The sequence below is a fragment of the Chryseobacterium formosense genome (assembly GCF_900116415.1).
Taxonomy (GTDB): Bacteria; Bacteroidota; Bacteroidia; order Flavobacteriales; family Weeksellaceae; genus Chryseobacterium; species Chryseobacterium formosense.
On the sequence record NZ_FPAP01000008.1, the window covers coordinates 1 to 23591 of the forward strand.

General features: G+C 33.8%; 26 protein-coding genes. 8 read left to right on the forward strand and 18 right to left on the reverse strand.

All coding sequences use genetic code 11. From position 1 onward, the window contains the following. Nucleotides 1-723: 723 nt before the first annotated feature. The 3 genes from asnS to BM371_RS19540 all read right to left on the reverse strand — a co-directional run bounded on the left by asnS (nucleotide 724) and on the right by BM371_RS19540 (nucleotide 3383). On the reverse strand, nucleotides 724-2172 hold the full coding sequence (asnS, locus tag BM371_RS19530) for an asparagine--tRNA ligase (RefSeq protein ID WP_034679638.1): 1449 nt from the start codon (nucleotides 2170-2172) through the stop codon (nucleotides 724-726). A gap of 122 nt (nucleotides 2173-2294) precedes the next feature. Then, nucleotides 2295-2894: a CDP-alcohol phosphatidyltransferase family protein gene (locus BM371_RS19535; protein WP_034679641.1), complete on the reverse strand. Its 600-nt coding sequence runs from the start codon at nucleotides 2892-2894 to the stop codon at nucleotides 2295-2297. A 15-nt stretch (nucleotides 2895-2909) separates the two neighbouring features. After that, complete coding sequence (locus BM371_RS19540; protein WP_131431026.1) at nucleotides 2910-3383, reverse strand: hypothetical protein; 474 nt, start codon at nucleotides 3381-3383, stop codon at nucleotides 2910-2912. A 105-nt stretch (nucleotides 3384-3488) separates the two neighbouring features. Here BM371_RS19540 and BM371_RS19545 point away from each other — a divergent pair, with 105 nt between their 5' ends. After that, nucleotides 3489-4415 carry a hypothetical protein gene (locus BM371_RS19545; RefSeq protein ID WP_034679646.1) on the forward strand — a complete coding sequence of 309 codons (927 nt, stop codon included), beginning with the start codon at nucleotides 3489-3491 and terminating at the stop codon, nucleotides 4413-4415. 76 nt (nucleotides 4416-4491) lie between these two features. On the opposite strand, the gene rimM is transcribed toward BM371_RS19545, so the two are convergent. From rimM to BM371_RS19570, 5 genes are all read right to left on the reverse strand, one after another. Then, nucleotides 4492-5034 carry a ribosome maturation factor RimM gene (gene rimM / locus BM371_RS19550; RefSeq protein WP_034679650.1) on the reverse strand — a complete coding sequence of 181 codons (543 nt, stop codon included), beginning with the start codon at nucleotides 5032-5034 and terminating at the stop codon, nucleotides 4492-4494. A 98-nt stretch (nucleotides 5035-5132) separates the two neighbouring features. Further along, nucleotides 5133-5696 (reverse strand): 30S ribosomal protein S16, encoded by a 564-nt coding sequence (locus BM371_RS19555; RefSeq protein WP_034679652.1) that lies wholly within the window; start codon nucleotides 5694-5696, stop codon nucleotides 5133-5135. 268 nt (nucleotides 5697-5964) lie between these two features. After that, nucleotides 5965-6489: a nitroreductase family protein gene (locus BM371_RS19560; protein ID WP_034679655.1), complete on the reverse strand. Its 525-nt coding sequence runs from the start codon at nucleotides 6487-6489 to the stop codon at nucleotides 5965-5967. Nucleotides 6490-6735: 246 nt separating this feature from the next. Continuing rightward, nucleotides 6736-7188 (reverse strand): hypothetical protein, encoded by a 453-nt coding sequence (locus tag BM371_RS19565; protein ID WP_034679658.1) that lies wholly within the window; start codon nucleotides 7186-7188, stop codon nucleotides 6736-6738. Nucleotides 7189-7284: 96 nt separating this feature from the next. Beyond that, nucleotides 7285-7818, reverse strand: coding sequence for an SRPBCC family protein (locus BM371_RS19570; RefSeq protein ID WP_034679660.1), 534 nt, complete (start codon nucleotides 7816-7818; stop codon nucleotides 7285-7287). A gap of 228 nt (nucleotides 7819-8046) precedes the next feature. Between BM371_RS19570 and BM371_RS19575 the strand changes: the two genes are divergently transcribed. From BM371_RS19575 to BM371_RS19595, 5 genes are all read left to right on the forward strand, one after another. Beyond that, nucleotides 8047-10104: a M3 family metallopeptidase gene (locus BM371_RS19575; RefSeq protein WP_034679663.1), complete on the forward strand. Its 2058-nt coding sequence runs from the start codon at nucleotides 8047-8049 to the stop codon at nucleotides 10102-10104. A 44-nt stretch (nucleotides 10105-10148) separates the two neighbouring features. Continuing rightward, nucleotides 10149-10790: a hypothetical protein gene (locus BM371_RS19580; protein WP_034679665.1), complete on the forward strand. Its 642-nt coding sequence runs from the start codon at nucleotides 10149-10151 to the stop codon at nucleotides 10788-10790. A gap of 144 nt (nucleotides 10791-10934) precedes the next feature. Beyond that, nucleotides 10935-11285: a hypothetical protein gene (locus tag BM371_RS19585; protein WP_228376816.1), complete on the forward strand. Its 351-nt coding sequence runs from the start codon at nucleotides 10935-10937 to the stop codon at nucleotides 11283-11285. Nucleotide 11286: 1 nt separating this feature from the next. After that, a complete protein-coding gene (locus BM371_RS19590; RefSeq protein WP_034679666.1) occupies nucleotides 11287-11580 on the forward strand; it encodes a hypothetical protein in 294 nt (97 codons plus the stop codon). A gap of 68 nt (nucleotides 11581-11648) precedes the next feature. Next, nucleotides 11649-12323 carry a DUF4919 domain-containing protein gene (locus BM371_RS19595; RefSeq protein WP_034679668.1) on the forward strand — a complete coding sequence of 225 codons (675 nt, stop codon included), beginning with the start codon at nucleotides 11649-11651 and terminating at the stop codon, nucleotides 12321-12323. 74 nt (nucleotides 12324-12397) lie between these two features. Here BM371_RS19595 and BM371_RS19600 read toward each other — a convergent pair whose 3' ends face one another. The 10 genes from BM371_RS19600 to tssD (BM371_RS19645) form a co-directional block, all read right to left on the reverse strand. Further along, a complete protein-coding gene (locus BM371_RS19600) occupies nucleotides 12398-13765 on the reverse strand; it encodes a hypothetical protein (RefSeq protein ID WP_034679670.1) in 1368 nt (455 codons plus the stop codon). Nucleotides 13766-13875: 110 nt separating this feature from the next. Beyond that, nucleotides 13876-14301: a hypothetical protein gene (locus tag BM371_RS20460; RefSeq protein ID WP_131431027.1), complete on the reverse strand. Its 426-nt coding sequence runs from the start codon at nucleotides 14299-14301 to the stop codon at nucleotides 13876-13878. Between the two features lie 72 nt (nucleotides 14302-14373). Then, on the reverse strand, nucleotides 14374-14964 hold the full coding sequence (locus BM371_RS19610; protein ID WP_034679675.1) for a hypothetical protein: 591 nt from the start codon (nucleotides 14962-14964) through the stop codon (nucleotides 14374-14376). A gap of 8 nt (nucleotides 14965-14972) precedes the next feature. Then, nucleotides 14973-16034 carry a LysM peptidoglycan-binding domain-containing protein gene (locus tag BM371_RS19615; protein ID WP_034679678.1) on the reverse strand — a complete coding sequence of 354 codons (1062 nt, stop codon included), beginning with the start codon at nucleotides 16032-16034 and terminating at the stop codon, nucleotides 14973-14975. Between the two features lie 3 nt (nucleotides 16035-16037). Further along, on the reverse strand, nucleotides 16038-18206 hold the full coding sequence (locus tag BM371_RS19620) for a type VI secretion system Vgr family protein (protein ID WP_034679681.1): 2169 nt from the start codon (nucleotides 18204-18206) through the stop codon (nucleotides 16038-16040). Nucleotides 18207-18418: 212 nt separating this feature from the next. Further along, nucleotides 18419-19330: an ankyrin repeat domain-containing protein gene (locus BM371_RS19625; RefSeq protein ID WP_228376817.1), complete on the reverse strand. Its 912-nt coding sequence runs from the start codon at nucleotides 19328-19330 to the stop codon at nucleotides 18419-18421. Between the two features lie 3 nt (nucleotides 19331-19333). Beyond that, nucleotides 19334-20587, reverse strand: coding sequence for a PAAR-like protein (locus BM371_RS19630; protein ID WP_034679684.1), 1254 nt, complete (start codon nucleotides 20585-20587; stop codon nucleotides 19334-19336). A gap of 2 nt (nucleotides 20588-20589) precedes the next feature. Continuing rightward, a complete protein-coding gene (locus tag BM371_RS19635) occupies nucleotides 20590-21441 on the reverse strand; it encodes a hypothetical protein (RefSeq protein WP_051883078.1) in 852 nt (283 codons plus the stop codon). Between the two features lie 111 nt (nucleotides 21442-21552). Further along, nucleotides 21553-21957 (reverse strand): type VI secretion system tube protein TssD, encoded by a 405-nt coding sequence (gene tssD / locus BM371_RS19640; RefSeq protein WP_034679686.1) that lies wholly within the window; start codon nucleotides 21955-21957, stop codon nucleotides 21553-21555. 414 nt (nucleotides 21958-22371) lie between these two features. Next, complete coding sequence (tssD, locus tag BM371_RS19645; RefSeq protein ID WP_034674687.1) at nucleotides 22372-22776, reverse strand: type VI secretion system tube protein TssD; 405 nt, start codon at nucleotides 22774-22776, stop codon at nucleotides 22372-22374. 255 nt (nucleotides 22777-23031) lie between these two features. Between tssD (BM371_RS19645) and BM371_RS20465 the strand changes: the two genes are divergently transcribed. Together BM371_RS20465 and BM371_RS19655 are read left to right on the forward strand one after the other, a co-directional pair. Beyond that, a complete protein-coding gene (locus BM371_RS20465; protein WP_117601850.1) occupies nucleotides 23032-23232 on the forward strand; it encodes a cytochrome C551 in 201 nt (66 codons plus the stop codon). Between the two features lie 84 nt (nucleotides 23233-23316). Next, the gene (locus BM371_RS19655; protein WP_034679689.1) at nucleotides 23317-23580 is read left to right on the forward strand and encodes a hypothetical protein; all 264 of its coding nucleotides are present in this window, start codon (nucleotides 23317-23319) and stop codon (nucleotides 23578-23580) included. The last annotated feature ends 11 nt before the right edge of the window (nucleotides 23581-23591 follow it).

Genomic DNA, 23591 nt, shown 5'->3' on the forward strand with positions numbered 1-23591 from the left:
TTTTTTATATATAATAAAAGTAGTTCTTTCTAATTATGCTTACCCAAAAGCTCTTCTGCGCTTACCAAACAACTCTCGTTTTTCAGTGGGGCAAAGATAAGACGACTTTACAATACAAAACAAATAGGAATAGAAATAAATATAGCATTGTGGGGAATTATTAATTATATAATTCTGATTTTCAAATTTTTAAATACCAAATTATAGTTATCCACATCAACAGGAATGATTATTGCAATACGTATTGATTTTAATTATTTTTGCATTATAAGAAGGTTTCGCTCCTACGGAGCTCATTAATGAATTTGTCATTGATGATAATTCTACAAAGCTTTCGCTCTTCCAGAGCTTATTGTACAAGATTAAGTCTATTTGATATATTTCATTATACAATACTCAACTGAAAAATTTAAAATATTTTAAACTGTTTTATTTAAAATATATTAATGACAAAAAATTCTATCAAAGGTCTGATTCCTAGCCCTGATCGAAGCATTTGTCTGAGCTCATTTTTCGGGTTTGGGGTTCGGCGGCAAAGCCGCCGAACCCCAAACCCGAAAAATAGCGAGTGCGGAGAGCAGGAAATAGCTTCTAAAAATTGATTAAAATTAAGCTGGAGGTTTTTGTGTAAATGAGTTTTAGAGGAAAAAAACTGTTTCAATAATAATGCAAAAAAATGTCCTTGAAAAATTTCAAGGACACTATTATATATTATGTTGAGAATTAAAACTCTGCATTCTTCGGAGTTCTTGGGAAAGGAATCACATCTCTGATGTTTGTCATTCCTGTCACGAAAAGCACAAGTCTTTCTAAACCAAGTCCAAAACCTGCGTGAGGAACCGAGCCGAACTTTCTTGTATCAAGATACCACCACAATTCGTGCTCGTCAACATGCATTTCTGCCATTTTAGTTTTCAGAACATCTAATCTTGCTTCTCTTTCTGAACCACCGATGATTTCTCCGATCCCAGGGAAAAGTACATCCATTGCAGCAACGGTTTTATTATCATCGTTTAGCTTCATGTAGAATGCTTTGATTTCTTTCGGATAATCAAATAAAACTACTGGACATTCAAAGTGCTTCTCAACCAAGAATCTTTCGTGCTCAGACTGAAGATCTGCGCCCCATTCTTCGATCGGGTAAGCAAATTTTCCTTTTTTATTTTCTTTTGAGTTTAATAAAATCTCAATAGCTTCGGTATAAGAAACTCTCTTAAAACGTTTAGCAATAACATTTTCCAGCTTTTCAATCAGGCCTTCTTTTGCTCTTTCTTTTTCAGGTTTTGATTTTTGTTCTTCTGCAAAACGCTTGTCTAAGAAATCCAAATCATCTTTACAGTTATCTAAAACATACTGAATCACATATTTTAAGAAATCTTCTGCCAAATCGATGTTGTCTTCAAGGTTGTTGAAGGCCACTTCTGGCTCAATCATCCAAAATTCAGCTAGGTGACGTGTTGTATTTGAATTTTCAGCACGGAAAGTTGGTCCGAAAGTATATATTCTTCCCAATCCCATTGCCGCAGTTTCGCCTTCAAGCTGTCCGGAAACCGTTAAGTTGGTTTTCTTTCCGAAGAAATCATGAGCGAAATCGATTTCTCCCTGCTCATCTCTCGGAATATTATTTAAATCAAAATTGGTTACTCCAAACATTTCGCCCGCTCCTTCTGCATCAGCTCCGGTAATTACTGGCGTGTTGATATAAAAGAACTGGTTTTGGTTAAAGAATGAATGAATCGCAAAACTCACTGCGTGACGTACTCTGAAAACTGCACCAAATAAATTGGTTCTGAATCTTAAATGCGCCTGCTCTCTCAAAACCTCCAATGAGTGTTTTTTAGGCTGAAGAATGGTTTTGTCTCTTTCTTCTGTAAAGTTATCTCCTAAAACAATAATTTTTTTAGCGATAATCTCTACGGTTTGTCCGGCTCCTTGACTTTCCACTACCTCTCCTACTACTTTTAAAGAAGAAGCTGTACTAATTTTAGAAATAATTTCTTCGTCAAAATTTTCAAAATCAACTACAATCTGCAAATTATTAATCGTAGAACCATCATTTAACGCAATAAAGCGATTAGAACGGAAAGCTCTTACCCAACCGTAAACTGTAATGTCATGATGTAATACTTTTTTGTAGTCCTGAAGGACTTCTTTAATCGTCTGCTTTTTCATTTGTTGATGATAAAATTTTGTCTAAAAAATTAATGTCCGCAAAGTTACAAAAAACAGCGTAACTTTTAGATATTACGCTGTTCGATTTAAAAATCACGTTTAATTCTGAAAAAAATCAATTATTAATTAAAAAAGGTCGTCTTTTTTCTTTGTACTCCATTTCTGATTTTCCAAGCATGAAACGCACTCGGAACATCATAATGCCATTTTGGAAGAATCAAAATAATAAGAATAACATCGATGTGGGATATTAACCCTAAAATTACCATCAGGTAAAACGACCAACCCGTTTGCTGAAATCCAATTAAATAAGTAAAGGCAATAATCAGACTTATTCCCCACAGTTTTGAGAGCCATGCATGAGTACAGGTTTCTTTGCCAAATTTTATCCAACTGATGATATAACAAAGAGCTTCCATGATAAAAATTAATGAAATTCCCTTCCATTCAATTTTTATAAGTTCCGGATTGATAAAATAAACAGCAAAGCCAAGAGATAGCCAAAATATAAGATCAGTCTGACTATCCAGTCTTCTGAGTTTTTCTGAAGAAACTCCAACTTTTCTGGCAATTATTCCGTCGAATATGTCTGTAAGCAAGCCGATGTACATTAAAATAAGAATAATCGTTTTTGATTCTGCACCACTTAAGTAAGCCAAAAGAAAAATAATGGGCCCAAAAATGAAGCGTATTGCTATTAATAAATAAGGTATTGTTTTCATAATTATTTTTTAGATTTAATAAACCAGATTTATCCCGAAAGAGAATCTAAATCCTTCTGTAGGAAAATGTTTATACGTTGTATACTCGAAATTATATCCTAATTCTGCGGTAAAAAAATAATAGAAATTAACCCCAAGTTTTGGAGAAATGGCATTAGGTGTGATTCCTGCTCCCGCATACAAATGTTTTATCATGTTTTTATCACCTTCGAATGTTGCTATTTTCCGAAAATAATCCAATTCGGGAATTACAATAAATTTTCTATCCGGAAGATCCCACCAATTGAAATGCCCACGCAAACTCACAAAATTGTTTTCATTGATCGGGATTTTCGGTCCAAAAGAAAAGAAAACTTTGTCATCGATTGAGGTCACCTCAATTCTAGTACTTATTATTACTCCTATAACTTTCCAGTCTTTTTCATTTCCTATCTGCGATTTGAATGAAGAAGAAAAAATCATCACCACAACTACTATCAGATTTTTCATAACCATTGTTTTTAAATTATATATCAAAGCTAATTGTGAAAATCAATTTTCTGAATGCGAAAAAAAATTAAAATAAATTTCTAAATTTGTGAAAATCACAAAAACATGCATCAGGGAGTTTTATTGAAACTTATCAGAAAAAAAATCGGTGATAAATCTCTGAATGACGAGATTGCAAATATTCTCAACATCAGCTACGACGCAGCCCACAGAAGAACTTCTTTAAAAGCGAAATTCAGTTTTGAGGAAGCAATGGAATTGGCAAAAAATTACCAGATTTCACTTAATGAGTTTTTGACTTCGGAGAACCAGCTTATTGTACAGAAAACTTCTTCCGTAACAACTACTGAAGATCTGCAGTCTTTTTTCCAAAACAACCTGAATGTATTTGAAAAACTTCCGCTCTCAGATGAAATGACAGTTTATTATTCGGCAAAAGACATCCCTTTTTTCTATACACTTTCAGATACGATGCTTTCTCGATTTAAAATTTATGTCTGGATGAATTTATTGAATGGGAAACAGGTTTTTATTCCTTTTAAACAGTTTTCACCACCTAATTTCAACTTAAATACGAAAGAACTCCGAAGAAAATATGAAGAGCAGAATGTGATCGAACTTTGGAACGAAACTACAATTACAAGCGTTGTACAACAAATTTCGTTTTACTATGATACAAGACTTTTGCAAAAAGAAGAAGCCCTGATTATACTGAACGAGGTGAAAGAATTGATCAGGTATATTGAGCAAAAGACAGAAAGCAATTCAAAATATCAGATTTATGAAAATGAACTGATGCAGCTTTCGAACGATATATTTTTCAGTCATCCTAAAAATTCACTTTTAGCCATGCCTTTAAATACTTTTGGCTATATTTTGATCAATGACGAAAAAACGTGCAAGGATACTTACAATTATTTTGAGCATCAGATTAAAAATTCAAAATCATTAAATGCATCCGGAAACAGAGACCGAAAAATATTTTTCAATAAAATGTATGAGCAGATTGATGGGTTACAAAAAAAATTATAGCGGTATTTTTTCATAAAAAAACCTCTTTATCTCAAAATAAAGAGGTTATATATATTTAATCTGAAAGATTCAATTTCTACTCATCCTTTTTCGAAGGCACCAAAAACACATCTATCAAACCTTCCGGAAGCTGCATTTTGATGAATCTCTCATCGCGGTTTATTTCAAGAATCCAGTCTTTAATAATAGGAATTACCACTTCTTTCCCGTCTAAATTGGTCACAAAATAATTTTGTGCAGTCTGATCATTCACCGATCTGATGACACCGCAATTGTTTCCTTCCTCATCAAAAATTTCAAATCCGATGATCTCATGGTAATAAAATTGTTTTCCGGTAAGTTTTGGCAAAGAAGTCAAAGGCAAATAAACATTTTTCCCTAAAGACTGATCTACTAAAGCTTCCGAAGAATTTTTAAAAGCAATATTCAGCGCATCCAATTTACTCCATGAAGATTTTTCAATAAAAAAGGGAACTAATAAACCGTTGATTTCTAAAAAAATAGAATCCAATTTCTTGTAAAGTTCGGGCTGATCTGTATCCAGCTTAAGAATAACGTTCCCTGCAAGACCATGTCTGCGGGTAATTTTTCCCAACAAATAGCAATCTTCCTTTTTCATAATAAAAATCTAAAAATATGTGAACTTGAAATTAATTAATTTAAACAACAAAGACACGAAAAATTCCGTGCCTTTGCCTTATATTTTCTTGTAAAGAATTAAGCCTGAGTTTCTTCAGTTCCTTCTGCTTCAGCAGTAGGCTCTTCAGTCGTTTCAGCAACTTCTTCAGCAGGAGCGTTTGCAGCCTCTTCAGCAGCTTTAGCATCAGCTTCAGCCTGTGCAGCAGCAGCGATTCTAGCTTCGTTTACTTTAGTTTCAGCATCGAAAGCAGCTTTCTTAGCATCAGCTTTAGCAGTAGCCAAACCTTCTACTTTACCTTGTACTTTAGAATCTTTAGCTTCTAACCAAGCGTTGAATCTCTTCTCAGCTTCAGCCTCATCAAAAGCACCTTTAGCAACACCACCTTGTAAGTGTTTTTTGTAAAGAGCACCTTTATAAGAAAGAATAGCTCTAGCCGTATCAGTTGGCTGAGCACCGTTGTTTAACCACTTTACAGCAGAATCAACGTTCAAATCAATTGTAGCAGGGTTAGTAATTGGGTTGTAAGTTCCGATTTTTTCGATGAATCTACCATCTCTTCTAGATCTAGAATCTGCAACCACGATATGGAAAAAAGGTCTTCCTTTTGATCCGTGTCTTTGTAATCTGATTTTTACTGACATAATGTTTGAATTTTATGGGAACTCGTCCCGATTAAATATTTAAGTGTGCAAAGATAGTAAAAAAGTTCAATATTCAAGATTTATTATTCAAATTTCTCAAATAAAATATAGAATCTTGAATATGAAATTTTAAATCTTCAGGAGCCGGGAACCTGCTTTCCGCTGTATCTTTTGCTTCGCAAAAGGATGTCGCTGCAATCAGGGCTATGATTTTTGTTTACAAATCACAATTTCTCTTTACTCCAAAAATTGGCAAACTGTTACATTGTTAAATTGCTACATTATCCAAGTTTCCCATATAAAACAGTCCAAGACATTTTTGATTTTCTTCAATCGTCAGAGAATCTTTCAAATGATCTACCAGCTTAGGGGAACTCCAGTAACAGCCGATATTATTGGCAGTACACGAAAGATACATATTCTGAACCGCCATTGAAACCGCTGCAATTTCTTCCCATTCAGGAACCATTCCGCTAAAATTAACAATAAGGGAAACTACAGTATCAGCTTTATTGATTTTAAAGCCAATATCATTATATTTTTTCTCCAAAAAAACTTGTGGAGCAGTAACCAATTTGTAAATCTCCTGCATTTCTGAAGCTAATTGTGCCTTTTCCTCCCCTTTGAAAATTTTGAAACGCCAAGGTTTTGTACGTTTATGATTCGGAGCCAATGTTGCCGAATGAAGAATTTCATTGATAATTTCCTGTGGAATTTGGGTTTCAGAATAATCTTTCGGAAAGATACTTCTTCTCTGCTCTATAATTTCTTTTAAAACTTCTGCTTTATTCATGCAGACAAAATTACGGAAAATGTGGAGATTTGAAATTTGAAATTTGAGATGCGAGATGCGGGATGCGGGATGCGGGATGCATAGCAAAATTAAACGGGAAGGCTTTCTACGAAAAACCTTGATGCGATATTTTTCTTAAATACCACGAATGCACGAATTTTTAAGGCTTTGAGTAAAGCATTCATTGTATTCCACTTGGTTCTTTTACTTTTTACCTTTTACTTGGCTCTTTATTATTTGGCTCTTTTATATAACTTCCACAATTTTCTGATGAATTTTATTGAGTGTAAATTCTTCACCGGATTTCATGCCTATCATTTTTTTTGCCATCGGACTTTCGGGGGAAATGGCGTAAAAACGGTCGCCTTCAAAAAAGAATTCTCCCAAAGAAACAGAAATATAAAACCTTGCCTTATTGGTAATCACCAACGATCCGAGCTGAATTCTTTCGGGAGTAGCTGCTGGTAAAACTTTCAGCAAATTTCTTCTCAAATCGTTCAAAGCGCCGAGTTGTTTCTGCATCTGATAAATTTCTTCCTGCATTTCCTCTCTCATGCTGTCGTATTTCGGTGTTTTTTTTATATCACGGCTTGCTTCCAGGGTAAATTCGATGAAATTCTTCAGCTTTTCGATCTTTTCGGCAATCACGTTTTTTACATAATTTCTTATGTTGCTTTTCTCAAATACTATCTTCTCCATGAATCTATTCTTTAGATAAAGATAATATTTTAATTTAAAAACAAAAAACTGCTTCCAGAATTTGAAAGCAGTTTTTTATGTATTTAGAAATATTTCTTATTTTTCTACCAAAGCTTTTAGATTATTCAAACCTTCTTCATAGGATTTCCCCATCTGATAATCCATCATCGGTCGCATAATTTTCATCCAGGTTTCCTGTTTTGTATCCATACTCCAGGTAACTTTCGTAGAATTTCCTTCTGAAGTCAATACAATATCAGAAATTGCCTGTCCCTCAAAAGGTCTTTTGAAAATCATCTCAGTTTTTTGCCTTTCATTTGTCACCAGTTCTTTAATTTCCTGGCAACCGGCTCCAGCATCATCATTTTTACTGTCCCAACAATATTTATCTCCTACTTCACCGGGATTTCCGGTGTAGGTAACCGTCATGTTTTTGTCTAATTTCATCCATGGATTCCATTCATTGAAAGCTTTCATAGTACTGATCTGTTGCCAGACTTTTTCCTTTGGAGCATTCATCACGACAGATTTTTCATAATGATAATTTTCACCGAAAGCCAGCATTGCAATAATGGCATAGATAAGGAATAGAAGGATGATTCCCCCAATAATTTTTAAAATTGTTTTCATAGTTTAGATACGTTTAAGTTTATAATTTCATTGTGTTTGTTATGCTAAATATAATGTCAAAAACTGTTACCAAAAATAATATTTCTCTTCTTGTTTCATCTTTTCATATGACAAGAATAATTTCCGGATGGTGCATTTTTGTCACAATTGGTAACAGAGGCATTCTTTTTGTGCAATCAGAATCTGTATTATTCAAATAACTAAATTTACATCAATAAAAAATACCACATGAATATTTTAACAGAAAAATTCAGCACTCCATATCATTCTGCACCGTTTAACGAAATTAAAAATGAAGATTATCTTCCTTCTTTTAAGGAATTAATTCAAAAATCTGAAAAGGAAATTGATGCTATTGTCAATAATCCTGAAGAACCAACATTTGAAAATGTGATTGAAGCTTTAGCTTATTCGGGTGAACAACTGGATGTGGTTTCGAATATATTTTTCAATTTAAACTCTGCTGAAACGAGTGATGAATTACAACAAATCGCTCAGGAAGTTTCCCCGATTTTAACGGAATATTCTTCAAAAATTTCTCAAAACGAAGCACTTTTCAACAAAATAAAAAAAGTCTACGACGAAAAAGAGAAATACAACCTCAACGAAGAACAGCAAATGCTTTTGAATGAAACGTATAAAGGTTTTGTGAGAAGTGGTGCACTATTAAATGAAGAAGACAAGGAAAAATTAAAGAAAATCAGCATGGATTTGTCTGTGAAGTCTCTTCAGTTCGGACAAAATGTATTGGCTTCAACGAATAATTATTTTAAACATATCACCAATAAAGAAGATTTAGCAGGAATTCCGGATGCGATTTTGGAGCAATATGCCGAAGAAGCAAAAGAAAGAAATCTGGAAGGCTGGGTCGTGACTTTGCAGTATCCAAGCTATATTCCGTTTATGACGTATGCAGAAAACCGTAATTTGAGAAAAGAATTAGCTTTAGCAAACGGTAAAAAATCTTTCGACGGAGGAGAATTTGATAATCAGAATTTAATTAAAGAGCTTTTACATTTAAAACAGCAAAAAGCAGAATTATTAGGTTACAAAGATTACGCAGACTATGTTCTTGAGGAAAGAATGGCAAAATCTCCCACAAAAGTAATCGACTTTCTGAATGAACTTTTAGTAAAAGCAAAACCTTACGCAGACAAAGAGATCGAAGAATTAAAATCTTTAGCAAAAGCTGACGGAATCGATGAAATGCAAGCTTACGATCATACTTTTTATGCAGAAAAACTCCGTAAAGCAAAATATGATTTGAATGATGAGGAATTAAAACCTTATTTCCCATTAGAACAGGTTCAGGAAGCTGTTTTCGGTCTTGCCAATAAACTTTTTGATTTGACTTTTGAAGAAAGAAATGATATTCCTAAATATCACGAAGATGTAAAAGTATATGAAGTTTTTGAGGCGGAAAGCGGGAAGTCGGAAGATGGAAGTCACAATTCTGAAAAAACTTTCAAAGCCTTACTTTACGTAGATTATTTCCCAAGAAAAGGTAAAAGAGCCGGAGCGTGGATGACGAGCTACAAAAATCAGTATCAAAAAGATGGAGAAAATTCACGTCCACATATTTCGATTGTTTGTAATTTCAGCAAACCGACGAAAGAAACCCCTAGTTTACTGACATTTCAGGAAGTGACGACTTTATTCCATGAATTTGGTCATGCCCTTCACGGAATGTTGGCGAACACACAATATCCTACACTTTCAGGAACTTCTGTAAAATGGGATTTTGTGGAATTACCGTCTCAATTCTTAGAAAATTTCTGCTACGAACCGGAATTCTTAAAAACTTTTGCCAAACATTACAAAACGGGTGAAGTTCTTCCCGACGAAAAAATAGAAAAAATAGAACAGTCGAAAAACTTTATGGAAGGTTATCAGACGTTGAGACAAATCGGTTTTGGATTGCTGGACATGAATTACCACACACAAGTCGGAGAGTTGGAGGGTTTGAGTGTGAAAGAGTGTGAGGATAAGTACACGAAAGCAACTCAGCTTTACCCAGTAAATCCTGAAACAGCGATGAGCCCGAGTTTTTCGCATATTTTCCAGGGTGGATATTCTGCGGGATATTATTCTTATAAATGGGCAGAAGTTTTGGATGCTGATGCGTTCCAGTATTTTAAAGAAAACGGAATTTTCAATCCTGAAATTGCCGCAAAATATAAGGTTCTTCTTTCTTCAGGAGGTACAAAAGATCCGATGGAATTATACAAAAGCTTTAGAGGAAGCGAGCCTAAAGTGGAGAGTTTGCTGAAGAGGGCGTTTGGATAGAATATTATATAAATTTTATATTGACTCATTAGAAAATTTCAAAAATGAAACTTAAATTAAGTTTATTTCTCTTTTTATTTTTATTGAATATATCATTTTTCTATTCTCAAAAAGTAGGAATAATCTCTGATATTAATTCAAAAATGGGATATGTTGTTTTTAAAGGCGAATTATTTACCGAAAAGCCCATTTTTGAAAAAGATATAAATTACGATTTGATTGATTTTCTTCACCAATATTATACAGACAAAAACATTTCGTCAAAAAACATTAATCCGACAGGAGTATCATTTAATGGCGTTTTTTCAAAAGAAATTGAACGTTTTCGTAATGTATGTAAAGAAAATAACCTTGATCAACTCCTAATTATTTCTAAAAATAAGTCTTATACTTCAAATGATCCGATGCTAATATATAGCTCATTAAATCACGAACTTGGTATTGAGGCTTATGTAAAGACAAAAACCCGAGCTATCATGTATGGTAATTTCCGAATATATTTATACAATTTAGCAGATCATACCATCAAAGATGTAGTGAGTAATGTGTACATTCCACACCGGTTTAAAAGTCCTGTATTTGATGACAAGAATTACGATCTTATTAATGATGAAGTTAAAAAACTATTTGCAGATGATTTAGAAAAATTGGTAACAAGAAAAATGGACAAATTTTACAGCAAATAAGATTTCATTTGATAATGAATAAATAATATAGTATCAAGAAAACTCCAAAAGATGAAAGCTTTTGGAGTTTTTGTTTTATAGATGTTCAATGAAGAAAAAATTATTAACATTTAAATAATAATTTATAAATTTATTCATTATTAAATGAATTACTTATCACAGCGTATGCAAAACAACTATCCTGAAAAAATCACTACTGAAAATTCTCAGAATATAAATCCTGAAGTACAGACCATGGTTATCAGACAAGATGAAAACAGATCCAACGGAATCGGGACTGCCGGATTTGTATTGTCATTGATGGCCATTTTTGTAAGCTGGATTCCTATTTTCGGATGGTTCGTCTGGTTTATAGGATTGGTTCTTTCCTTTATCGGCTTGTTTAAAGCTCCGAGAGGTCTCGCTATTGCAGGTCTGGTCATTTCCTTAATTGGAGTAATCATTTTAATTGTTTTTGTGGGTGCCATTCTTGTCGCCGCAGGAATGAGCCAATAAGATGTTGAAATTTAACAAAAACATACTGCTGTTCATTTTTATAATTCTTATTTCCTGTAAGAAAGAAAACAATGATTATTTAAAAGGACATTGGAAAAATTGCGGAGAAAATCCCGGATTTTCTGATATTTTGGTATTTGATGAGAAGTATAATTCTGTTCGAAACGACACGATTTTCTCGCATAAAGATTCAGCAATTGCAATCGTGGAAAAGATCAGTCATGAATACGGTGAGCCAAAGCTGTATCTGAAAAGCATTAAAGATCAAAAAATCTATAGATTCTGTAAAAAATAAGTTTTATAGTAAAAATTAATTCTGATCTGCCTTATTTTTACTTAAGTTAGCCCTACAAGAAACTTTATATGCTTAGACAAATTCTTTTATTTTCGATACTAATAATTTCAAGTATTGCGTATTCCCAGACTAAACAATATGAAGCTCCGGATTACAAAATGATCAGGAAGAATATTGAGAATAAAGATTCTGAATTTTATTATCCGAAATTAATAGCTAAGCTAAAAGCCCGGGATACACTAATTACGGAGGAGCAATACAATCATTTATATTTTGGCTACACTTTTCAGAAAGAATATCAACCGTACAGCAAATCTGATCAGGAACTGAAACTGACAAAGTATTTCCAGAGCGATGAATTAAAAAAATCTGATTTTGCTGAAATCATTAAGATTTCACACGAAGCCCTGAAAGAATTTCCTTTGAATCTGCGGGTGATGAATTTCCTTGCTTATGTTTATCATCTCGACGGTAATGAGGAAATGGCAAAAAAAGTTTCTCAGAATTTTTATGGTTTGTTTGGTGCAATTTTCAGATCTGGAGACGGAAAAAATTGCAGTTCAGGTTTTCATGTAATTTCGGTAAGTCACGAATATGCAGTGATGAATGTTCTCCAATTAGAAACGGTTTCTCAGAGTTTAGAAGACAATTGCGATTATTTAAGTTTAGAAGAAGGCAAATATAAGCTACCCGGAGTTTATTTTAATATTACAAAACTTAAAGAAAAAGGATTTGGATTCTGATTGTAAAAATTCTTTTTAGAAGAACAATCTGGTTATTTTATTTCTAATTTGACCGTAATTTTATTTTATTGAATTTAATCAACAGGAGTTGTAGCAACTAATTTACTTCCACCCGGTTCAGCGGCAAGATCTGCTGCCATTCCCTGGGCAAGATCTACTCTCGCTTCTTCAGAGAAAATAGTTCCTATAAACGGAATTAAAAAAAGAGCGCCCTGAACGGAGTTTGAAGCAAGGCTTTTTAAACTATTCTTAGAATTGGCTGCAGCCACTGCTTGTCCGTCATCTACCATACTCGGATTCATTCTTCCGCTGTTGTAAAATCTTGCTGCATTCCGCCACTCAGGATATTTCCCATTATTTAAATCAGTAAGTAACTGTCTTGCTAACGGATTTGTTCGTAACTGTTGACGAGAAAGACCTTCTAAGTTTGCCAATTGCCGCTGAAGATTTACATTACTGGCATGCACTCTTCTTGATTCTGCAATATTGGTGATTTTACCGGCGACAGTTCCTCTTTTATAGGAGGTAATTTTATACCATGCGCCGCTTTCCTTTTTTATCTCAATAATATCTTCTGAATCCTGTACAAAATCATCCGGTTTTGATGGTGCTCCCCACAAGCTATTTTGATCAATATCCTGTTCTTCGATCTTTCCAGTCTCGCGATTGACAACATTTTCGGAATGATTATTCATACGATCATACGTAGTATTATCACTTACATCACCTACGTTTTCGTGTCCCCATCTTATTCCGCCTCGGAAAGCGTAATTGATTCCGCTAAAAACGGCGAACCCTGCAATAAACCTTCCGCCTGCTAACCAAATCTTTCCTGCAACTGATGCTGCACCGAAGCCGGTAAATGCACCTGGTAGAAAAAAACCTGCTCCAAAAGATGCGACAACATTAATTCCCAGTTCCCATTTGTTCTTAGAAGCAATAGAGCTTGCAGCAGCATTTGCAGACGCTTCATCGAAGAATGGAGTAAGTACACCACTGTTTCCACATTTCAAAATAGAAGAACGGGTAATTGCGGAAGCTCCGTTGATTTTCACACTATTGTGAGCGAGAAACCATTGTCCACCATTTAAAGGATCTGTGCACTTATGATTTACCGCTTTAATTGTTGCTACAGCTCCACCAACAAAAATAGCAGCTCCGACTCCAAAGGCTATCCAACCAACAGGGCCTGAAAGAAAAACAAGTGCACCCACTGCAAGACCAGCACCAAAAGCAAGCAATGTACCTGCCAAATTTGCAGGCGATTTACAGGTAAATTCAACCTTAACATTTCTATCATCTACGGTAAGAATGGGTTGTTTTGTATTCTCATAATAAACATTAAAAGTACTTCTACTATGAGAAAATTTTTGTGGTGCTGAACTTAATTGGTACGTACATACAGCAAACACTTTATTTTCCGGAATATATGAAACTGCCATAGTTTAAAATTTAGGGATAAATAATACAAATATTATACTAAGAAAAAAATATGCAAAACTCATAATTATCGGAAATGCTAATGCTACAAAATCTTTCTTATTTTTCTTTTTTATACAATCCTTAAAAAAAATTCAATTTCAGGTTTTATACTCATATCCGGAGATAACAAAAATTTTGTTAGTTTTTCATCTGAAATTCTTAGCATAAAAGCTTTTCTGGAATAGTAATCATAAATATTATAGACCATTTGATCTGATAATAAAAATGTTTTGCCATTGTGATATTTTATAAAATAATTAGTATCAGTTTTATAAATATCTACTTTTTGCATTGTACTTTTCATTACGACAATTAAAAATCCAAATATTAAGCAAAGACATAATATAATTAGATGAGTTTGATTGCTAGTATATCTAATATTTAGATATTTTATTAATAATATAACTGATGGCAATAAAAAGAGAATAGTAAATATTGTTGCCCAAAAACTATATTTTGTATTAAAAACAGATATGGTAATAGTATCGTTGTTCATTGTATTTTTTAATAATTTTTCATAAAGAAAATTATTTTTCTAATTAAAAAATGATAATTTTTATCTCATTGATTACAAGTTAATTATATAAAAAAATCCACAAATCAATATTACTAATGCTACAAACAGCACGATAAATGGAAATTTATTAGCAAAAAACAAGATCATATTATCCATAGAAGTTTTCACATTCTTACTAGGTAATAGTATTTTGAGTTGATGCTGTAGATTTTCTTTATTGGAAGCATCACTTCTATTTTCCTGATTAAGACTAACGTCTCCTAACCAAAAATACAGGTTTTTATCAGCTAGTTTGATCCTCAATATATCTAACATCCCTTTTCGGGTGATATTTAAGTTGTAATTAATAATACTATTCTTTGATAATATTATATTTGTATTTGCTTTGGTATTGCTAACTACAATCGAATCTTCTTTTACCGAGATTGAAATTATTTTAGAAAAATAAAGATTAATCCCTACAATTATAAATAACGCAATAGATAAAGCAAAAATTAAGATATAGGTTTGCTGTGTTGTACTACTAAAAATCCTATAAATAAAATCTGTGCTTATGAAAGCGATTAGTCCAATAAAAAACACCAGCAAAGTAATAGCCCAGACTAAAATACTAAATTGCCTAAATTCATATTTTTTTTCCATCGTTTTCTTTAAAGTTCAACTTTTTTAATGTTATACTCGGTAATTACTTCAAAATTATTCTTAATTTTTTCTGCAATAGAAACTTTTCCTTCCTGTAAAAGTCCGGTTTCTTTATCAACTGTATATGTAATTCTATAAATAAAATCGAAAGCTGTGTAATTAAATTTTAAACTTGATTTATAAATACTATCATACATATTTTTCAAATTTTCTTCAGAAATATTTTCTCTGTTTAAAGCTCCTACAAGTCGGTAAGTAGCTGTATTTTCATCTTCACGAACAATAGATTTCGTCACATCTGTTTGTAGATCTACATTAGGGAAGATCTGAGAAAACTGCTGAAGTCTGTAGTTCTGAAGCTGATCTCCTAAAAAAGACTTCGTGAAGAGATGGAAAAAAAGATTTTTATCCATCATTTTAATGAAGTTATCCTGATCAAGAAATTCTTTATTTCCAGTATTAATAATATCTTCGGCTTGCTTTGGAGATTGGGAAATTAGCTGTTGATAAATGTCTGTATTCTGTAATTCATAATCACGAAACTTGTTCCATCTGTTTTCTATTTCTTTATGGTTGAAAATCTCCTTTATAAAAGCTTCATCCGAAATATTAAATCTAATCGGTAATTTTAGTTTTTCTAATTTTTGTGCAAACAAAAAACCTGATTCATAGATTGCCGGTTCCACTGAAAAATCAGAATCTGTAAGTTCCACCTCAAAAACATTTGTATTTTCTGCTTTTTTTACTAAAAATTCATAGATCGTGTTTGCCGAAAGTGTAATAATTTCATTATTTATTCTGCTCATATTAAGCTGCTCGCTCCTGTATCTGGCAACACCTTCAAAATTTAAACTTTCCATTTTCCCATTTTTAATAAATGAATCTTCAAACTTTTTCTGTTCAATAAAAATAGTATTAAGGTGAAGAGGTATACTATCAGATAAAATCATGTTTGAAAAACCCGAATGCGTGTTATGAAACTTCTTCAATTCTTCAGTATCTACATTAAATTTATCTGCAATAGACGTTAAATTTTCTCCTTGTTCAATCTTATATTTTATAATTTTCATTTACTAATTAATATCTACCTGATTTGGATTATTGATTGAAATAATTGACGGAGAAACATTAATACCTGATGCGGAACACGATGTATCTGAAGAATTATCTGCAGTAACCGAAGTTGATCCATTAATTTTGATTACTGAGCCTGCAATTGTAATATTAACTCCTTTAATATCAATCGTACCATCTTTTTTCATGACAATAGAACTACTACCTGTCTCTAATTTTATTTCGTTGATACTTTTCACGCTGACATTCCCTAAATTATCCATTGTAAGAATACTTTTTTCTTCCCCAATTGTAACGGTTGATTTAGTCTTAACATTCGTGGTATGATTATTCCCAATATCCTCCTTGTTATCATTGCTTACAAAAGTGGTAACATCTCCTGTTCCGCTCAGTGTCACATGATTACCGTTTCTATCTTTGATTTCAATACCGGCTCCATCATTCAGGCAGATTATGTTTCCACTTTTGCTGCTTAAACTTTTAATATTATTTCCGGCGCCGCCTCCGCCACCAACTCCGCCGTGAAACATTCCGCCCATCACGAACGGTCGGTCAGGATGTTGATGCACAAAACTAACAATCACCTGATCTCCAATTTCAGGAATCGCCATAAATCCGCGATTTTTATTTACTTTATCACTGCTTCCTGCGTCGGGAGTCATTACTCTGATAAATTCTGAAGTATCTTGCCCACTTTGCCAGTCAAACTGCACTTTTACTCTTCCCTGATTCAACGGATCAGCATTTTCGGTTACTTTAGCAAATTGAGCTTCCGCTCTGGGACTTTCAAATTCCGGACGGGGAATATATCCGCTGTCGGCAGCAATGGCTTCAAAATTTCCTGTGTAATAACCTCTTGCATCTACTTCATGAGTAACTTCAATCATCATCAGCTTCGTAAAATATGAAGTCTGATTGGTATCCGGTTTTCTCATTTCCACATCTGCAGTACAACCCGGATATAAAAACGGAACTGTTGTTTCTCCTGAAGTAATAAATACCTGTGAGGCGTTGCTTCCTGCCGTTCCCTTTTGTGAAGCATCGATATCCATAAAAGATGCTGCTTTTATCGGAGCTACTCTGAGAGATGGTGTTGTAAATGTTTTTTCTGAAATTTCGTAAGCACGTTTTGCAATATCTGATGCATGTGTAATTTTTGAACTTCCTGTTGTCAGTTTTTCGTTTTTGCTACTGTTATAGCCGTAGAATGACGGATTCACGTGCTGCGCCTTCATTTTTACCTTAATATCACTCACATTACTTCCATAGGTAAGCTTTACCGGTTGTTCTGCAGGCGGAAGTTTTCCGAAATGCAAAACTTCTCCGTCATAGAAAAACTGCTCACCATAAGCTTCGGCAATTCTCGCTAAATAATTATAGTGCGTTTCTTCATATTGCGAACTGTAAGAAACATTTCCGTATTGAGCATCAACTCTGAAATCAAATTTATTTCCGCCCAAACCTTCTTTTATAACATGATCGGCAATACTGTTTAAGCTGATTGGCTGTGCTCCACCAAAACTCTGAATATGTGGAGCTGCATCTAAAAGTACAGTCGGGCTAAAACCGCTCAGAACAATATTTCCCAAACTACCTTTTTCCTGACTGAAGCCAACTTCAGTAATCACTCCCACGAAATTTCTTTCAGGGCCGTCGATCACATCTTTGTATTTGAAAATAACCGTAAGTCTTTTCCCTAAAAAGTTTTGAGCCTCTTCAAGATTATGATTTTCAGGTGCGCCAAGAGTATCATGAGCAAGGGTAATGCTGAATTCATGATGTTTTGTGGCACTTTGATGAAGTTTAAAATGTTTAAAATGTTTAATTTCTTTTCCCTCGACAATCACATCAAGCTTTACAACTCTGTTGATGCCCAAAATCTGGCTGGTCGCAATCGCCAATGCATTATGAATTTTTGAGGTAGGCTGATTTGACCAGACTTTGTCTTCCACTAAAGAGGGATTGTTTGTTTGAGCAACCTGATTCATAAACATTCCTGAAGAATCTTTTACCGAATTTATAGGCTCTGTAATCTTAGACCCAGCTTCCTTAATTTTCTCAGTCGATTTGCTGACAACATTTGAAGTTGCTTCTTCTTTTAGATTCTGCACGGCATTCGACGTTACGTCTTGCGGCATTTTCGGTGTTGTAGTATTATCCTGAAACATAATAATTTTCTTTATACTTGTGAATTAGGTTCTTTCTTTTTCTGACATGTTTTAGTTCAACAGAATTCGATTTAAAAAAACGAAATCTTGATAACATTCTCATCTTATATATCTTAAATTTAATAATAGTGATGTTTTTATAAAAATTAAATCATCATAAAATTAATTTTTGTAGTAAAACTACGATTATCGTTATTTGATTTTCATAACATTTACTGAGCCGCCATTTCCTTATCTTTTTTATAGCGGTTTTCACCATAACTGTTATTGAAATTTACTGTTTTCTTATCTTTTTCATTAAGATTTTCATATAACTTTACGTTGAGTTCTGCTTCTGCTTTTTCATTTCTTTTTACAGGAAAAACAATATTGTATTTTTCTGTAAGCTGTTTTTTTAATAATGAAATCTTATCAAAATAAGATGCATTTTTAGAATTTTTCACTCTGGCTCCTTTCTTATCCTGAGAATCTAGATAAAGAGCCATCGGAGAAAGTTCAGTATCTTTTATTTTCGGGTTACCTCCTTTTTCCATCAAATATTGTGCAGTTTCGATATTACTTCTTGCTGCGGCTTCCATTATATTATCACCCAAGTAAGAAATATGATTAATATCCGCACCATTATCCAGCAAAAAATCAATCATTTTTTTAACTGTTTGTACATTTCCCAAAAACATTGCGGCACGAAGCGGGCTATTACCTACTGCAGGATTGGGGTTTGCCTTATATTTAAATAAAAGCTTTGCCATTTCATCATTGTTTGTTCCTACAGCGTGTGATAATGGAGTCATAAAACGATGAGGAATAACAATATTTGGGTCAGCTCCATTATCTAAAAGAATTTTCATTGCTTCAAGATTCTCAAGAATAGAGGCGTACATCAGCAGAGTATATCCGTAGCTTTTCACATCACTCAGTTGGTTCACCACACTCGGATTATCTTTTAATTCCTTTCCTAAACCAGAATGATCTTCATTAAAAATTTTCTGAGCAGCATCAAGTTGTGCACCTTCAAATAATTTTTGTGGAGGATATTGTTCTTTATTTTGAGTTTTTCTGGATCTGGTGTCCTGACAGGAAAATAAGGTCATGGTAAAAAAGATTAAAAAAATTATTTTTTTCATGAATTATGAGTTTGTTGCAATTACATTCATATTAATTGTCGCAATCATCGCTTCAACGGCATCTGCATACGCACTGTGACCGCTTCCGAAGGTTTTCAGATTCATTCCTTCATTATCCGGGATGTATCCGAAAATTTCGTTTTGTTCTCCTAATGCACGAGGAACTGCACCTGTTAAACCTCCGAAAAGTGCTAAATTATTCAGTCCGGGAATTCTTGAAATTGCAAGGGTGGATAACAGACCTTCTCTGTTATTCTGAAGAGCATTAAGAATATCGTTACTAGTACTGTAATTTGTAATATTTGAAGTTGATCCCACAGCACCATGTTCGTCTAAATAATTAAGCGTATTATCATGAACGCCTCTTGTGTTGAAAGTGTAAGCCGGCAATCCTGTGTAGTAGGAAGCCATTGCACTGTTTCCTCCGCCCAGAGAGTGTCCTGTGAAGGCAACATTTCCGTTGGTAGCCTCATCCATTTTGTCAGCTAAATCCATTGTTTTTTGAATTTGGGGAGTCTGAAAACCGAATGCCTGTCCGCCATCTTCTATAAACCAGTCGTGATAAAACTGTGCTCCTTTTGGTTCAGAACCACGGAAAGCGACAAAATATTTATTTGTTTTTTCATTATAATACAGAGATGCAAAGAATCCGTCGGTTTCATTGGTATCAAAATCTTCTGTTTTAAGATTTCCGGCACCAAAAATTGCATCCAGTTCATCTTGATTATCTGTATTGATTCTTGTATAATCTCCTATTTGTGCAGCATCATCCGAATTATCATTATAAGAATCCTGGGCCATTGCTGCAGCATTACTCAGCTCCTCAATCTGCGCCGCTGTGGGAAGATGAAATTTCACCGTTCCACCTAAAAAACAATTTAACGTAGAATTCTGAAGGAGCGGTTTTTTGCCTTCTACTCTTACTTTTGGATGAGTATTACTCCAGTCGCTTGCTTTTGTAAGAAATGAGCAAATATTCAGACAGTCGTCAATGAGTGCACTTCCTGCCCATGCTGCTGCTGCAAGAACGAATAAACCACCACCAAATGCAGCGGCAATTCCAATTCCGGCAACAGCTCCTGCAACCATCATTTGCGGACAGATAAAATTATCTTTGAAACGGTCTTCTTCGGTAGCAACCAATTTTGAACCACCTTTCAGGTAAACAGTGGATTGCGAGCTGACCCCAATCCCAATCAACCGTCTTCCGCTTGTGCACATCAGCGGAGTTTCTTGTGCGATATACAGTTGGCTCATATTTATTGTATTAATTGAATATGATATCTGCAGACATACAACATTTTATCATTAAGCTTCTCTTTCACATGAAAAATAACTTCTGATAAAACCGAATCATGATTATAATGATATTCTCCTTCCATCATCAAATCATAATCTAAAGGAATATCTAAAGCTTTCTGATATTTCGAAGCATAAATTTCTTCAAAATCTCCGGTGTGGCTTTTTACTTTTCCTTTTATATTCATCCGGTAATGATCTTTATCGTTCTGAAACTGATAATCTGAACTGTAAACAATTTTCTCACCCGGAAAAAGTGTTGAAAGAAATTCTCTTTCTTTAAATTCACCTTCATTTTTAAAATTAACTCCGGCTTCCGGAAACGGATAAAATATGATCTGGTAAAGAAGATTTGCTTTTATATTATCTTCAATTCTTTCAAATTCTTTATCGTAAATGCCGATAATTTCGTTATAAGAATCTTTCACCAGCTGTAAAAAACGCAGTTCTTTGCGTTTTATCTCCTCCCATTTTTCGGTAATTTCGTTTTCATTTTCTACTTTTTCAATGATTTTATCTTCGTCTAAAAAGACAGAAAGATGACTTGTTGCAGAATTTACCTGATCGATAATTTCATAAAAAGGTTTCATCTGAGAATCAAAATGAATGTACTTTTTATCTGAAATAAAAATTTCGAGGTGTCTGTATTCTCCGGGAACGATTTCCCAGATTTCTTCAGTTTCCGTTTCGTTGGCTTTTCCGTTGCCTAAAGTGAGGTATGACTTCACATTTACAGAATACCTTCCATTTCTGTACCAAGCATATTTAAACGCACCAAAATCGAGAAATTCCTGAACGTCATTCTTATTCATGAATAAAGCTTTGAGTAGTGAAAAATTAACTTTAAGAAAGAAATTGCTGTAGAATACAAATGTGTATGAATAATTTTACCCATACACATTTTGCATTATTGTAGCAGGAAATTATACTCCCGGCCAAATACCTTCGTAAGCAGAATTTCCATAATTGATTTTTTCTGCGCTTACTACAAAGCTGATTAACATTGAATTTTCGTCTACTGCGTCGAAGTCTACTTCGTGCTGGATCACATAACCGTTCTCCCAGTTCAAAGTAATCAATGTTCCTTCTTCGTGAGACTTGTTGAATGTAACTTCACCTGAAGTTGGTTTATACTTACCATTAAGTAAGCTTTCCAGGATGTCAGATTTCTCTGTCGCTTCAATAGTTAATTTGATGATTGCATTGGAAGGATCTGAAGCTACGCGTCCTGAAACGTCTGTAGATCTTGAAACGCTGTAATTAAGCTTTAGTAATTTTTGTCCTTCGCTTCCGTTGAATTTTAAGATTCCTCTTGAGTTCGCTGCCATAATGGTAAATTTTAATTAATTAATATTTTGTGATTTGTTTGATTCAAAGATAGAGCCATTGATTCCGTTATAACGAACAAATTATGGAAATCTCATATTTTGTAGTAATACTACGATTTGTTGTAGTAAAACTACGACTACACAGTAAAACCATAAAAAACCTTTTATTTAAAGTACTTCACAAACACATTCAGCAGAAATTTTCACATTTAAGCGAAAAATTCATTAAGATTATTTAGGAAAAATTAGCATATATTAACAAGTGGAGATTAGCAATTTTTTTCACCATTTTATTTAAAATAAGAATGATCATTTGCATTTCAACATTCTAACAGTTTTAACTATTAAATAGCAAAAAAGCTGTCTTAAAAGACAGCCTCTACTTTGTATAATAAATACTTAAAAGCATTGATTTTAGCTTGATGGCCAAAGTCCTTCGTAAGCTCCACCTCCGTAGTTGATTTTCTCAGCACTCACCACAAAGCTGATCAGCATTGAGTTTTCGTCTACTGCGTCGAAATCTACTTCGTGCTGGATTACATAACCGTTTTCCCAGTTCAAAGTAATCAATGTTCCTTCTTCGTGAGATTTGTTGAAGGTAACTTCACCTGTTGTAGGTTTGTATTTTCCGTTTAACAATGATTCAAGGATGTCAGATTTCTCTGTTGCCTCAACCGTTAATTTGATGATCGCATTGGAAGGATCTGATGCTACACGTCCCGAAACATCCGTAGATCTTGAAACGCTGTAGTTCAGCTTTAATAATTTTTGTCCTTCACCGCCGTTGAATTTTAAGATTCCTCTTGAATTTGCTGCCATGATGCGTAAATTTTAATTCGTTAGTATTTTTTGTTTGATTTTATGGTTCAAAGATAGAACCTCTACAAGTACATTTTATATTTTGAGAACGAAATTTAAAAATTTGTAGTAATTCTACGATTTCATGTAGTAGAACTACGACAAAAAATTACAAAAGCGCATTTTTTAACAAATTTTATTCATTTTTAATAAAAAAATCACAGTTTTTGGAATGATAATTGAGTTTCATTAATTCCACCATAAAAATAAAATATTATGAAAAAATTAATGTTAACAGCCTTCATATTAGGCTTAGTCGCGACAAGCTGTGGTTCAAAAGAACCTTCAATGTCATCAGAAAAAGATTCAATGAATGTAACAACTACAACAGTTGACACAACCGCAACTTCCACACCAATGCAAAGTCCGGATACCATGAAAATGCCTGTTGATACAGCAACAACACCAATGCGATAGGCAATTTGCTTTGAATAACACAAGATCTGCTGAAAATTTCAGCAGATTTTTTATATTTGATACATCAACCATTATATTTTAACTATGAAAAAATTAGGAATAGGAGCAATTATAGCTTTAGTCACTTTAGGAAGCTGTGCCGACAAAAAAGAAAACAGAGAAGAATTTAAAGCAGAACACAACAAAGATTCATTAAGAAATCATCTGGGAGATTCCGCCGTAGCCAATTCTGAACCCACAACTCCGGAAACTGACACCCCGAAAAGTTTAAAAGACACGGCAGCATCACCGACAGATTACAGCAGTAAAGAAACAAAACCCAATACACAAGTGGGAGGTTCAAGGTAACAAACAATCCG